The organism is bacterium (assembly GCA_020444065.1).
Classification (GTDB): Bacteria; Sumerlaeota; Sumerlaeia; order SLMS01; family JAHLLQ01; genus JAHLLQ01.
Window position 1 is genome coordinate 296247 of record JAHLLQ010000005.1, and the last position, 13605, is coordinate 309851.

At 60.8% G+C, this 13605-nt stretch carries 10 protein-coding genes and 2 tRNA genes; 5 read left to right on the forward strand and 7 right to left on the reverse strand.

The window, feature by feature from the left end:
- The first annotated feature begins 687 nt into the window (after nt 1–687).
- Entirely contained in the window at nt 688–1224 is a 537-nt protein-coding gene (locus tag KQI84_14015) for a hypothetical protein (GenBank protein ID MCB2155994.1), read from the forward strand.
- The gene (locus tag KQI84_14020) at nt 1209–1445 is read left to right on the forward strand and encodes a hypothetical protein (protein MCB2155995.1); all 237 of its coding nucleotides are present in this window, start codon (nt 1209–1211) and stop codon (nt 1443–1445) included. The genes KQI84_14015 and KQI84_14020 overlap by 16 nt, the downstream gene beginning before the upstream one ends.
- Before the next feature lie 70 nt (nt 1446–1515).
- On the opposite strand, the gene KQI84_14025 is transcribed toward KQI84_14020, so the two are convergent.
- The 5 genes from KQI84_14025 to KQI84_14045 all read right to left on the reverse strand — a co-directional run bounded on the left by KQI84_14025 (nt 1516) and on the right by KQI84_14045 (nt 7151).
- Nucleotides 1516–1604, reverse strand: a tRNA-Tyr gene (locus KQI84_14025).
- A gap of 18 nt (nt 1605–1622) precedes the next feature.
- Nucleotides 1623–1698, reverse strand: a tRNA-Thr gene (locus KQI84_14030).
- Nucleotides 1699–1782: 84 nt separating this feature from the next.
- The gene (locus KQI84_14035) at nt 1783–2820 is read right to left on the reverse strand and encodes a glycosyltransferase (protein ID MCB2155996.1); all 1038 of its coding nucleotides are present in this window, start codon (nt 2818–2820) and stop codon (nt 1783–1785) included.
- Nucleotides 2821–2843: 23 nt separating this feature from the next.
- On the reverse strand, nt 2844–6206 hold the full coding sequence (locus KQI84_14040; protein MCB2155997.1) for a protein kinase: 3363 nt from the start codon (nt 6204–6206) through the stop codon (nt 2844–2846).
- Between the two features lie 105 nt (nt 6207–6311).
- On the reverse strand, nt 6312–7151 hold the full coding sequence (locus tag KQI84_14045) for a hypothetical protein (GenBank protein MCB2155998.1): 840 nt from the start codon (nt 7149–7151) through the stop codon (nt 6312–6314).
- A 128-nt stretch (nt 7152–7279) separates the two neighbouring features.
- Between KQI84_14045 and KQI84_14050 the strand changes: the two genes are divergently transcribed.
- From KQI84_14050 to KQI84_14060, 3 genes are read left to right on the forward strand one after another with little or no spacing between them, the layout of a single operon-like run.
- Nucleotides 7280–7972: a hypothetical protein gene (locus KQI84_14050; GenBank protein ID MCB2155999.1), complete on the forward strand. Its 693-nt coding sequence runs from the start codon at nt 7280–7282 to the stop codon at nt 7970–7972.
- On the forward strand, nt 7969–9537 hold the full coding sequence (locus tag KQI84_14055; GenBank protein ID MCB2156000.1) for a hypothetical protein: 1569 nt from the start codon (nt 7969–7971) through the stop codon (nt 9535–9537). Before KQI84_14050 ends, KQI84_14055 begins: the two co-directional genes overlap by 4 nt.
- Nucleotides 9534–10781, forward strand: coding sequence for a hypothetical protein (locus KQI84_14060; GenBank protein ID MCB2156001.1), 1248 nt, complete (start codon nt 9534–9536; stop codon nt 10779–10781). The genes KQI84_14055 and KQI84_14060 overlap by 4 nt, the downstream gene beginning before the upstream one ends.
- A gap of 75 nt (nt 10782–10856) precedes the next feature.
- On the opposite strand, the gene feoB is transcribed toward KQI84_14060, so the two are convergent.
- Complete coding sequence (gene feoB, locus KQI84_14065) at nt 10857–13133, reverse strand: ferrous iron transport protein B (protein ID MCB2156002.1); 2277 nt, start codon at nt 13131–13133, stop codon at nt 10857–10859.
- Nucleotides 13130–13456 (reverse strand): ferrous iron transport protein A, encoded by a 327-nt coding sequence (locus KQI84_14070; GenBank protein MCB2156003.1) that lies wholly within the window; start codon nt 13454–13456, stop codon nt 13130–13132. Before KQI84_14070 ends, feoB begins: the two co-directional genes overlap by 4 nt.
- Nucleotides 13457–13605 lie beyond the last annotated feature (149 nt).

Sequence of the window (13605 nt, forward strand, 5' to 3'; positions counted from 1 at the left end):
TCCCATTGGTCACGCTTCTCCTATTCGCATGCATAGGTTCAGACAGTGATGATCAACCCACCCAGAGCGAAGTAATCGAGAGTTTGCAGGCCCGCGTAGGCGAGTACGATGCTTTCATAGATGAACTTGAACGCACCGGCATAGCCCTGATCAATCTTAGGCCAGATGGGACTTGGAATGTGACGTACATGTGGGACGAGACTCGTGACGATTCTTCCATCTCTTCACACATTCGATTTATGAAGCAGGAGTCGATAAGAGCAGTAACAATCGACGGAATCCGTGCCCATATCACTATCTGGATCGCCGGCTCCTTGAGTGTATATCGGCTTCGTGGACTTGTTCGAGCTGAGGATGGCCCCAGTACAAGGACTGTTACCAGAGATGGTCACGGTCAAATAGACATCCTTACTCCAACGAGCATCGACTCCTGGTATTACTGGGAGCGATCGGACGGATTTACCCAGCCTGGCCTCACCGACTAGCGGACTCTTTGGAGATGCTGAGAGGAGGTTCTCAGTTGAACCGGACGATTCAATCCCATCGTTGGACAGGAGCAGGGAGAAGCAGATGGGGAGATCACAGGAGGTCGCATCGGATTTGCAGAGGAAGTAACCCGGACTTGCGATTGCGGAAGTGATCCATGCTGATTGACTTGGCGATCGAGAGAGGCAACATCAGATCATTATGGAAGCAACGCTTCGAATACTAAACGAACTGGAACAGGAAGGTCTGATTGAGCGCTATGCTCTCGCCGGCGCTATGGCGGCCATGTTCTATCCCATTGAACCTGTCAGTACATACGACCTTGATGTCTTTATCTTCGTGACTCCAAAGAGATCAGCTCTTTCCTTGGATCCCTTCAATGGATTGTACGAAGAACTGAAGAGCAGAGGATACGAGTGGCAGGATCTGTACCTCATCATCGAGGGGATTCCAGTCCAGTTTCTTCCTGCGGAGAAACCGCACATCGTTGAGGCTGTTCAAACAGCAGTCGATATGGAATACAAGGGCGAACTGGAGACGGTCATTACCCATGTTCCGCGAGCGGAATACCTCATGCTAATCATGCTCGATGCTGGGCGGCAAAAGGACAAAGACCGCTTCAGGCTGCTATGGAGAGCGGACGCGGAGGGGCCGAGTTTCCTGGACAGACAGCTCCTGGCGGATCTAGTATCAAAGTATGGATGGCAGAAGAAGTACGACGAGTGGATCCGATCATGAACATCGAGCAGATTGCTGAATCCAAGAAGAAATTCCGTTCTCGGCTGGCGCGACTTCCAATCAATGAGAAGGTCGCGCTGATCGTATCCATGCAGCGCCGCAATGCTCCGATCCTGTCCGCGCGGGGAGTGAGAGTCCATGTGTGGCAGATCCCGACTCCGTCTGCCGCGGATATCATCCGTAGGCTGAGCAAGCCGCAACAAACGAAAACATCCGACTGACCACACCCTCAGCCAGCAGATCCGGTAAGGACAAAGAGAACCGCCCCTGGCGAACCAGGGGCGCTTATTATGGTGGACGGGGTTGGATTCGAACCAACGTAGGGCGGTCTGCCCGGCAGATTTACAGTCTGCTGCCATTAACCACTCGGCCACCCGTCCTCAAATTTGAGATGTGGCTGGAGCTGGTGATGGGACTCGAACCCGCAACCGCCTGATTACAAATCAGGTGCTCTGCCAATTGAGCTACACCAGCCCCGGAGGGCTTCGGTTGTCTAGTGGCAACCCCTCGGGGCCGTCAAGTGCTTTTGGGCGGTTTTTTCGGCCCAAATCGTCGGAATCACGCCACGGCGAACCAGTCGACCCCTTCCACGAGCCCGAGGCCGTTTAGCAATTCTCGGATCGCCGGGCGGCGGTTGGGCTGGCCGACGGCGGCCAGGTGGATCGGCTGGTCAGGGCCCGCCGGGGGCAGATCCTCGGCCGAATGCACCGGGATTCCGGCGATTCGCGAGCCCGACCGCCGCGGATGGACGTCGTAGAATGCATGGACGGCGATTTCCCTGGAAACCAGGAGGCGGGCGATGGCTTTGCCTGTCGGGCCGGCGCCGGAAATCGCCGCGCCGCGCTCGCGGATGGCGGGCAGGCGGGAAAGGTAGTGGGCCTTCGCATGCAGGAAGGCCTCCTCCGAGTACCGCGGCGCGGTCCGCGTCAGCCGCGAAGGCCCGTCAAACCAGTCGAGGAGGACCTCCGGCACCTTGGCGATCTGCATCCCGGCATCCAGGAACCGGAGGCAAAGATCGTAGTCTTCGGCCCAACTGGGGTCGCGATAGCCCCCGACGGATTCGAACGCTTCGCGCCGCATCATCACAGTCGGGTGCGCGATGGGGCTCTCGACGAAGCGCTCGCGGGCGATCTGGTCCGGCTCGACAACGCTGTTCAGCCACTCCTCGTAACGCCGGAATCCCGCGGCCGGGTGGCCTTCGCGCGAATCGACGGAGCCCAGGATGCGGATAAGGCAACTGGCCACGGCGACCTGCGGCCGGGCGTCCAGCAGCGCGACCTGCTTGGCCAGGCGCTCGGGATAGGCAAAGTCATCGGCATCCATGCGAGCGAGGAACTCGCCGCGGGCTTCGGCGGCGGCCAGATTCAGAGCGCCAACCAGCCCGCCCGGCGGATCGGTGGCGACGTGACGGACGCGGCCGTCTTTGGCGGCGAACTGCTCGATGATCCGTCCAGTCTCGTCCTCGGAGGAGTCATCAACGGCCAGAATCTCGAAGTCCTTGAACGTCTGATCGAGACAGCTTGTCAGTGCGTCGCCGATTGTCGCTGCCGAATCGCGGGCAGGCAGGAGGATCGAAACGCGTGGTGTCGACGACATGCAAAAGCCTCAATTCAAGGCGATCATCTCTTTCGGAATAGGATGCCGTAGACGAACCCGAGCAGCGCAACTGCTGCGCCTACCAAAACCGTCTGGTATTCCGTCAGGCTGGCGCCGGAGATCGCGATGAATGGCTCGCGGGCGACGACCAGTACGGCGCCCGCCGTCACTAGGAACGGCGCAATGATTCGCGACGAGAAGGCGCTGAGGAACAGGAAGGCACCAACAACCAGGCCGATGTAGTTCGGTGAGAATGGCAGCGTAATTACGATCAGATCGATCTTCGTTCCGTCCATCAATGCCATGTCGGTGATGAAGCCGGGGATCGGCAAATCGATGATCTGAAAGAGTTCCAGCCCATAAACGGCGATCATCCCGGCGCCGGCCACGAGGCGAAGGAACTGGAAGCCAAGATTGAAGATGGACTTGCGCGGCAGGCGGAAGCGCGTTGCCTTCACCATCCTCTTCATTTCTTCGACGTCTTCGCTTTCGATTTCCGGAATCAGCAGGCCTTCCTTGACCAGCTTGTTGGCGGTCTTCTTGGCTTCGGCCTTGGCTTCCTTGGAACCCATACCAAGCGAACGGAGTCGGCGAACTTCCGCCTTTTCGAGCTGCTTCTGCTCGCGGCGTTCGCGACGCGCATCCTCGATCCCGTCGAGCCAGTGAGCGATCGGATCGCGCCACACACCGTAGCGCTTGCGCTTCTGCTTCACCTCCATGCGCGAGACCTTCGCACGCGCCAGGATCATCAGGTCGTAGCCGAACAGATCTTCGAAGAACTCCTCCCAGCGGCGGCCACTGAAGCGCGCGATGAAGTCCTGCAGCGCTTCTTCCGAGACGCCTCGCAGACGGAGTTGCTTCAGCATGTCCTGCATCGCCTCGATGTGAGGAGCGCGCTGCTTGCGCAGAGGTCTGACAACGAACGCGCGATAGGCGAACGCTAACCCGACGGCGACGAACGCGAATCCCAGCCAGGTCCACAGAAGGCCGAAGATCGAGAGCAACAGCACGATAAGGACGGCGTTGCCGACTGCAGCGAGCCAGCCCTTGAACGGCATTCCAAAGAAGACGCTTCGGACCCTTCGGAACAAGGAGTCTCCTGTTGTGATGCCATTGATGATGAAGTTCGCCAGCGGTGTCAGGACCATCAGAGCCAAGGTGCCGCCGGCCAGGAATGAACCCGAGATCGCAAACAGCACTGTCAGAATGGCCATCACCGCGAAGAACGCTGGGACGACCAGCGCGCGCAGTTTGCGGCCCGGGACATTGTTGTAAGCAATCTGCTCGGCCTCGAGCACCTTGACGTGCATCTCGCGCGGACGGTACGCGCCTTTATCGCTCTCGACGCCGAGGTACGCTTCGAGATCCGCGATAGCGCCTTCGAGCGACTCGTAGCGCTTCTCCGGATCCTTCTCGAGCATCTTCAGGATGATTGTCTTCAGCACCGGCGGCACGTGCTTCACGTGCGTCTCAAGCGGCGGCAGCGGCTCCATCTGATGCTTACTGATGATCTCGTAGGCGCTACTACCGCTGTACGGAGCGCGTCCGGCGATCAAGTAGTACAACGTGCATCCGAGTGAGTACTGATCGGCTTTTGGCCCGACGGTTGACGCGTCACGGCCTTGTTCCGGCGCCATGTATGACGGCGTGCCCATGGCAACATCGCTGATCGTCAGATCGCCCTTTGCCTGCTTCAGGATTTTCTCTTCGTCCTCGGGAGCCAATCGCGTGGCTTCCTCGACAGCTGCGATCATCTTCGCCAGACCCATGTCGGCGATTTTCACGACACCGTGCTCATTCACCATCAGGTTGTCGGGCTTGATATCGCGATGGATGATGCCATGCTTGTGCGCGTACTGCAGACCACGGGCGGCTTGCAGGACATAGCCGGCCGCATCGTCGACAGACAGGCGCCCGTCCTTGCGCACCATTGTCCCGAGGTCTTTGCCGCGGACAAACTCCATGCTGATGAAGTGGATGTTGTCCTGGCTGCCGGTGTCGTAGACCTGGATGATGTTATGATGCGTTAACTGCGCGGCACTCAAAGCCTCGCGCGTGAAGCGCATCAGGAAATCGGGGTTCTTTGCCAGCACTCCCGGCAGAACCTTCAGCGCGACATCGCGATCGAGCGAAAGCTGGCGCGCCTGGAAGACGGCGCCCATCCCGCCATGCCCGAGCATCTTCTTCACGCGGAAGCCGCCGACTGCTTTGCCTTCCAGATTCAAGGTTGCAGGCGTCGATCCGCCAAAGTCCTTTGCCGCCGGGGGAGCGTCGCTCTCCGCCGGCTTGTAGGCGGACGGCAGTTGTTCAACGGTCTCGTCGTTGCCACCGCCGGTTGGCAGTGTCGGCGTTCGGGCTGCGGGCGGCTTCGTCTCGGCCGTAGCGGATGGATCGGGCTGCTCGTGCGCGAGAACCTTCGTCTCTTCATCTCCCGCCGGAGGAAGTGTCGCATCGTCGGCGCCGGCCTGAGCCTGCTCTTGTGGGCCGGGCATGGCGACGGGGCGTGTGACTTCCGGTTCCGGCTGATCCAGGACCGTTGCCGCTGGAGCGGACTTCACCTCGTCGTCGGAGAACGACGGGTTGATCGTCTCCGGGTCGAAATCCGGTGGCAGATCTTCGTGCGGTGTCGCCGACGGGGGCTGCAGTCCATCGTCGCGGACGGTCTTGTCGCCGCTGACAGGTTCTGTCTTCTCGAGCCAATCGGCCGACGGTGGCGGGATCGGCGGCGCATCGTCGTCGGTCTCCTTTGGTGCCATCGGCAACGTCTGATCGAACTCGTCGCCCTCGTCTTCGACTTCGGGCTTCGACTCCAGAATTGTTTCGGCTTCGCTGCTTGGCGGGACCAGTGTTTCGACATCATCCATCGACCCAAGAAGCGTCTCTTCTTCTGCCGCATCCACCGGCTCTTCGGTAGGAGTTGGCGGCGATTGAAGGAGAGTCTCTTCCTCTGCCGCTTCCTCCTTGGCGCCCGGCATCAGGACGGTATTCTCTTCGTGGATATCTTTCGCTGCGGGCGGCGGGGGAGCGGTCGGTTGCCCAACACCCGGCAGGATTTCGGTCTTCTCTTCGCCGGCACCCATATCGAGTTCATCGTCGAGTTCTTCGATCTCTGGTTCGGGCTCGGGTTTTGTCTCCAGGACCGTTTGTTCCTCGTGGATATTGGCCGCGGGCGGGGATGCAGGTTCCGGCTCGGGGGCCGGCTTGGTCTCCAGCACTGTCTGTTCTTCGTGGACGTCGGGCTTCGGCTCTTCCTTCGCAGGCGCCGGGGCCTTCACTGCCAGCATCATCGGGATGACGGCGAAGCACTCCGGACACTGGACCATCGGCTGGCCCTCGAGATCCGGATCTTCCCACTTATGGTTGCACTGGTTGCAGGTGAACTCCACGTCGGGACTCCAAACGATCGCCGCCAGACGCCGGAAACGCCCCGCCGACGGCGCAGAGATGCAAACTTCCGAATACTGAGTTTATGGAGCGCGTCAGGAAGGATGTCAAGGCGCGCGACGCGACAAGCGCAGAACAGCGCCTCCGAAGAGTACCAGCATCAAGGGGATCAGCCAGATTGCCAAATAGGACGCGTGTTCGATGATCGTCTTGTCGCGATCATAGAGAAACGTCCCGTAGCCCGGGGTGATCTCGTTTCCGTCTGGACCGAAGATGCCGATAACTACATCGATGCGATCCGGCCGGATTCCTGTCGCTTCGTAGATCGGACGAATGATTTCCGGATCGTGCTCAATCTCTTCCATTGAATGAGGAATGACCACGCCGAAGTCAGGATCCAGCACCCACCACTCGTCTTTCTCCGCATCGACCTGTGCCGTTGCCACAACATGCCCTGCCAGTCCGACGATGTGGACCGGGATACCCCGTGCATGAAGGGCGTTGGTTACGATGATGGCCTGCTGAGAGCACAACCCGATGCCGCGTTCGATCGCCTTGTCAGTGTCGGTGAACTCGTATTTCTGGAATTTGGCAGGTACGACGAAGCTCGCCAGCCAGAGCAGGTAATTCTCCGTCGGCGGAACGCGGAGGTTGTACTTCGAGAGGCCTTCGTCTCTCCAGTAATGGGCGATGCCCTGATTCACCGCCATGGTAACGCGGCGGGCGTACTCTTTCCGGTCGGTGAAAGGCGCATCGATCTCGGTGTGGACCTGCTCAGGGGTCAGCGTAATATCATTCTCGAAACCGACCGTTGCATCCTGATAGATCTGTGGATTCCGCAGAGACGTGAACAGCCCGACCACGTCGAGGGCAAACAGCGGAACGGCCAGGCAGATTGCGACGATCGCCAGGCCACGGAAAAGGCGCGAATGTTTGTAGATGGGCATGTTGGAAAGCTCATCAAGAACGTTGGAGAGTCTGTAAGAGCAGAGGGCCCTCGGTTCAACCAGGGTTTTCCCCTTGGTCCGCGCGGCGCTTCCTGGCTTAACCTCGGGAACCATGGAGGAACGCCTGCATGTCGCAGCCGCCCGTCATCCCCTCGCCTGATCCCACCCGGCCGACCCGCTGGGTGATCTTTGACCAATCGGCGTGGGACACTGCGCCTCCGGGCCCATCTCATCGCTTCGCGGCCAATCTTGTTCGCCGGGGCGATACAGTGGCCTTTGTTGGGCCCGCGGCATCGCCGTGGCGCATCCTGATGACGGAGAACGATCTCCTGCCGCTTGGGCGTCGCGCCCGGCGCAAGTTCCTCGGGCAGTGGCGCCACGAGCGCCTCTTCACATTGCGGCCGCGGACATGGCTGCCCATCCGCCGGGCCTTCTGGCTGGACAACAATGCGACGTGGAACGGCAGCGAGCTCTTCTCTCGCCCGAGGACGGGGGCGCTTCTTCGTGAGGCCGGCTTTGCACGGACGGATGTCCTGATTCTGCGGAACCCGGAGATGCCTCATCTTGTGCGACAACTTCAGCCGCGGCTGCTTGTCTTGTGGATGCCGAAGTGCTGCGACTGCGGGGCCCGCTTGCCGAAGGTGGTCAAGCGACGCCGCGCGGAACTGATTCTCGACGCGGATCTCGTCGTCGTGGAGAGCAGTGACTCCGCTTCCTGCGCCCGTCAGGTTCGCGCGGAGCGCATTCACCCATTCAAAGATATCCAGACCCTGCGGCGCGAAGTCTTCGCGCTTCTCTCTGAACGAGGGGCACGCCCGTGAAGAGCGCCCTTCCATCGTTGCGATGGGCGGCGGGCGGAATCCTCGTGGCGGGGATGATGTCCCGCATCACGGGCCTGCTGCGCGAGATGATCCTGGCGCACAGCTTTGGTGTTGGCGCGGACCTGGACGCCGTCTATCTCGGCCTGTCTGTTCCGATCGCGTTGACTGTTGGAATTGGTGGCGGTCTGGCTGCGGCGGCCGTCCCCGTCGCGGCTGGTGTCAAACTGCCGCGGCTTCGCGGGATGATGAATGTCGGGACTCGCCGGTTGTTCGAGATCCTGGCTCCGCTCTCACTGCTTCTGGCGGTCACATCGCCATTCTGGACCCGTCTCCTGGTGCTGGAGGGCGATACGCGCCGCTCGATGATGATCTGGGCGGCGGTCATCGGGTCCCTGACGATGGCCGGCGGGGCGATTTCCGGTCTCTACAGCGGTCTGGTGAACGCCCACGGACGCCACGTGACGGCGGCGGTCAAGCCGGCCTTTCACAACATCGTCGTCATCGCTGTCCTCCTGCTCTTCAGCAAGATGTCCGGGGCACTGGCGCTGGCCTTCGGTCTCCTGGCGGCGGAGTGGCTTCAGATCCTGGTTCTGGCGCCAGTGCTGCACTTCCTTACGCGCCGCGTGAAGCCGCTGCGACGGCTGGAGGACTGGGACGGCCTGAAGGCGCTCTTCTGGCCGGCGGCGATCATCGGGATCATCGCGGGGCTGAACATCACCGTTGATCGGATGTTCGCGACGATGCTGCAGGATGGTGCCATTGCGGCGCTTAGTTACGCGGAGAAACTCGTGAATCTCCCGGCGGGGCTGCTGGGGCTGGCCTTGTCGGCGCCGCTGTTCACGCGCCTGAGCCGATTCCGAGCGGCCAACCAGGGTGCCGCGTTCCAGGAAACGCTTCTGCTGGGAATCCGGCTGACGATCCTGGCCGGGGCGCCCGCTGCCGTCCTGCTCGTGGGGCTGGCCGAACCCGCCGTTGGTCTGCTGTTCGAGCGCGGTGCCTTCGACCTGGCGGCCGTCGGGATGTCATCCGTCGCGTTGCGTGGTTACTGCCTGGCGCTGCCCTTCCTGGCCATGATGCCGCTCCTGGCGGGGGCCGGACTGGCCGCGCGCAGGCCCTGGATGCTGGTCGCAATCCTGGTCGTGATGGTGGGGTTAAACGCCTGGCTGGACTGGATTCTGGTGCGCAGCGCCGGCCTGTTCGGCATCGCGGCGGCCACGTCGATCATCCTGACGCTCAAATCGACCCTGATGGTCCTGGTTGTTGCGCCGAAGATCCTCCGCGCGCGCAGTCTGTGGCGGACGGTTGCCTGTTCGCTCCTCTACGCGGCGGTCGTTGGCGGGCTGCTTTTCCTATTCCGGCTCTTGACGGGGTTCCTCCCCAGCAGTTCCATGGGCGTACGCATCTTCTTGCTGGGCGGAGGCCTTGCCATCGCCGCCGTGGCAACGGGACTGCTCTGGCGACCGCTGATCGCTGCCGAGTGGCTTTCGCTTGAGCGCCACCGTCACAAAGTGGCTGAATATGCCCGCCGGCTTGCGCCGGCAAATGCAGAGAGCATCGCAGAATGAGTGAGCAGAAGAAAAACTCAGGCCCATGCATTCTGGCCTTCGCCCCGGGAACGTGGCGCTGGCCGGAGGTCTGCGGTTCGACGCGCTATCACCTCTGGACGCTGGCAGGGATGGGGTGGCGCGTGCTCTACGTTGAGCCTCCTGTTAAGTTCCACACGATCGGCAAGACATGGAAGGCGCCGGACCGCGACTTCGTCGTGTTGACACCCGGCCGTATCATGCCCTTTGGCGTTCGTGGCATTAAGAACGATCAGATGGCGGAGAAGTGGCGCTCTGTCACGAGCAGCCAGTTGGCTTCGCGCGCGCAACGTGCATTGAAGTCTCTGAAGTGGAGCCCGCACGTTTATTGGTTCGGTGCCCCCTGGCACTCGGAGATCATCCAGCATCTGCCGCCGGGCCCGGTGCCGGTCACGCATGTCTACGACGATCTGAGCCAGAGCCCGATCTTCAATGCCATGCAGCGCGAGATCCTCTGGCGTTGGGAGCGCGAACTGCTGCGGGCCTGCAATGTGGCGCTCTGCAGTTCGATGCCGCAGATGGAGAAGCGCGAGGACATCGCCCGCCGTACCTTCCTGCTCGAGAACGCAGTGAAGGATTCGTTCATCTATCAGTTCAAGCCGTACGATCTCGACGAGAAGACACGGAAGATTGCCGCGCGAATCGATCGCCTGACGCCTCCGCGATTTGTATACGGCGGCGTCGCAGACCTGCGTTTGGAGCCCGAGTTTTTCCGTACGATCCTTGAAAACCTGCCGACTGGAAATGTGATCTTCCTTGGTCGCAAGGAAGACAGTCTCGACCCCGCACTGGCCGCAGACATTGAAGGCAACCCGCGCATGCACTGCCTCGGCGAGATTCCGTACAGCAGCTACCCCGGCCTGTATCGAATGGCGGATGTGCTGTTGATCCCGCACAAGCGCATGCCATTTACCGACGCGATGTTCCCCGAAAAACTGATCGAGTACCTGGCAACAGGACGACCTGTCGTCTCGGTTGGTCTTCCTGAAGTCGGACGAATCGCGCGCGAGGCCCCCTACGAAGGAATTCTGCGCGTTGCGGACAGCCCGTGGGAGTATCTGGCCGCCGCCACGGTGGCCATGAATGACAAGGATGAGATTCACGAAGAGAAGCGCGTCGAGATTGCACGCAATCACACATGGTCCGTGGCCGGCGAACGTGCTCACCGCGAATTGCTCGAAGAAGTCACCCGCCGCGCGAAGGAACTTCAGCAGGGCAAGGTCTGACAGGTTCATCGCCTGCGTGTGAACGATTCCGTCTCCGTCCCCACCCACACTTACTTCACTTGTGAGCTCGAATGCCTACGCCAGCGTTCGCCAGATCGCCGCGACGACTGCGCAGAGAATGACGCCTGGCACGAGCGGAACGACGACGGACATGGTCGTCCAACGCAGGCTCTTCGTCTCGTTCCAGATCGTCAGAATCGTTGTGCTGCACGGATTGTGGAACAAACAGAAGATCAGTAGGTTCACTGCCGTCAGCATTGTCCAGCCGCCGTTGCGGAGGATGTCATGCACAACGTGATCGTTGAATTCGACCATCACGCCGGCTTGCACACCGAGATCCGCGTTCTGCGTCACGAGAGTCACGGTCAGCATTAGGATCGTCGGGATGACGATCTCGTTGGCAGGAATCGCCAGAACATAGGCGACAAGGATGATCCCGTTCAACCCAAGGAACCAACCGACAGGCTGCAGCGCGCCGACCAGGTAACCCGCGATCGAAGTGTCCCCGATCATCAGATTCGAGAGCAGCCAGATGATTGCGCCGGCCGGGGCAGCCATCAGGATGGCTCGCCAGAGCACGATCAGCGTACGATCGATTACCGACGTGTAAAGAGTCTGAAGAATTCGCGGCGGGCGGTACGGCGGAAGTTCCAGCCCGAACGTGGACGGTTCGCTCTGCAGCACGCTGCGCGAGAGAATCAGCGATGAAATGAACGTCGCTGCCACGCCCAGCAAACAAACGCCCGTGACGACGGCCGCGGTGATCAATGAACTCCACGCTTCCGGCGCCGTCCAACTGACGAAGATCGTCGAGATCAGTATCAGCGTCGGCCACCGGCCATTGCAGACGGAGAAGTTGTTCGTCACAATCGCCATCAGGCGTTCGCGTGGGCTGTCGATGATGCGCGTCGAAACAACGCCCGCTGCGTTACACCCGAATCCCATCATCATGCTAAGTGCCTGCTTGCCGTGTCCGCCGCACGCGCGGAACAGCCGATCGAGATTGAACGCAACGCGCGGCAGGTAACCGAGGTCCTCCAGCATCGTGAAGATCGGAAAGAAGATCGCCATCGGCGGCAGCATGACGCTGAACACCCAAGCCGCCGCGCGCCAGATTCCATCGATCAGGAAACCGGACAACCATCCGGGGAAATGCAGGAAATCAGCGCCGGCGTGCAAGTAATTCGGAATCCAATCCAGCGTCAGCGTCGCCAGCATCTGCGATGGGTAGTTCGCGCCTACGACCGTCAGCCAGAGCGCGCCGAAGAGCAGCAGGATCATCGAGGGAATGCCCCAAACCCTGCTGGTCAGAACCTGATCGATGCGTCGCTCGATGCGCGTCCAGCGATCAACGTTGCGGCTGACAACGGAATCGGCAATCGCGCCAGCGCGTGCATAATACTCGAGTGCCACCTTGTCGGCCAGCGAATCCCCCACGCGATTGCGCATGCGATCCGCCACGTCAAGCAGACTGCCCGTCGCGCGGTCTCGTTCCGGACTCAGCAGCTTCACCTGGTCCAAAGACGGCATCGCGTGGGATTCCATCCCGATCAGATCGCCCAGCTCATCCTGCTCGATCGCTTCGATGATGCTGTGATCCGCATCCAGAAGGCGAAGAGCGATCCAGCGCGAATTCGGCAAGCCGGGGTAGGCTTCTTCCACGGCGGCCTGCGTTTCGATCAGGATCTCATCGAAGGCTTCGTCTTCTGCATCCTTCGGCTTGTGAAGCAGCGTCGGCTCCGGATCGGAGTGCGCGACCTCGTCGATCGCCCCGAGGAGATCGTCGATGCCCTGGCCAAATCGCGCGGCCATCGGGACAACGGGCACACCGAGTTGTTTGGAAAGCGCCTTGTGATCGACCGCGATGCCGCGCCGGCGCGCCTCGTCCATCAGGTTCAGCGCCACAACGACGCGCGGCGTGATGTCGAGCGTCTGCAGAACGAGCGCCAGGTTGCGTTCCAGGCGCGTGCCGTCGACTACGACAATCGTGACCGCGGGTTCGCCGAACAGAATGAAATCGCGTGCGATCTCCTCATGATGACTGGAGGAGAACAACGAGTACGCCCCCGGCAGATCGACGATACGAACGGTCTCGTCGCCGATCGTGAAAGACCCCTCGGCGCGCGCCACGGTCTTGCCGGGCCAATTGCCGACGTGCTGCCGCAAACCCGTCAGGGCATTAAACACGGTGCTCTTCCCCGTGTTCGGATTACCCAGCAGGGCGACGGTCAGGTCGGACTTATCGAGTTGTTCTTGCGTGCCTTTTGACTTGGTCGGTTTGATTCCCGGAATCGGACAAGTACCAGTAGAACAGAAACGGCCGCATCCTCCCGCCTGCTTCTTCTCTGTCACGATGCACCCTTCTCTGGTTGGGTCTCAGAGTCGATCAACTGGACGCGGATCGCCTCAGCCTGCTCTCTGCGGAGCGCCACCAAACTGTCGAAGACCCGGAAGGCAACGGGATCGCCGAACGGACTGCTGAACTCGCGATACACCTCGGCACCGGCAATCAACCCAAGGTCCATCAGTCGGCGCCGCTGGGGGCCGTGAACCTGCAGCGAAAGCACGCGGGCGCGCGCCCCTGGGGCCAGTTCGGCGAGCGTTGCCGCTCGGCCAACATTGGCATCCGCTGCTGCGACAAAAGGTCGCGTGTTGAAAGTCGTTCCTGTATCCATCTCGTTCCGATCCATTCCGATCCCTTGTATTGCTGACGGTCTTTCCCGTCGTTCTTCCGAGACCACGCCAACGCGTTAGGGGCACCGTAGTCAAGAGTAAAGATCGTAACCCTGGCTACAATTAGTGGCTTAGGCAAAATCGGTGCCCA

What these genes read in the sequence shown, in the direction of transcription:
- KQI84_14015 (MCB2155994.1), top strand. Translation starts at nt 688, where the DNA reads ATGGAAGCAACGCTTCGAATACTAAACGAACTGGAACAGGAAGGTCTG.
- KQI84_14035 (MCB2155996.1), bottom strand. Translation starts at nt 2,820, where the DNA reads ATGTCGTCGACACCACGCGTTTCGATCCTCCTGCCTGCCCGCGATTCG.
- KQI84_14045 (MCB2155998.1), bottom strand. Translation starts at nt 7,151, where the DNA reads ATGCCCATCTACAAACATTCGCGCCTTTTCCGTGGCCTGGCGATCGTC.
- KQI84_14050 (MCB2155999.1), top strand. Translation starts at nt 7,280, where the DNA reads ATGTCGCAGCCGCCCGTCATCCCCTCGCCTGATCCCACCCGGCCGACC.
- KQI84_14060 (MCB2156001.1), top strand. Translation starts at nt 9,534, where the DNA reads ATGAGTGAGCAGAAGAAAAACTCAGGCCCATGCATTCTGGCCTTCGCC.
- KQI84_14070 (MCB2156003.1), bottom strand. Translation starts at nt 13,456, where the DNA reads ATGGATACAGGAACGACTTTCAACACGCGACCTTTTGTCGCAGCAGCG.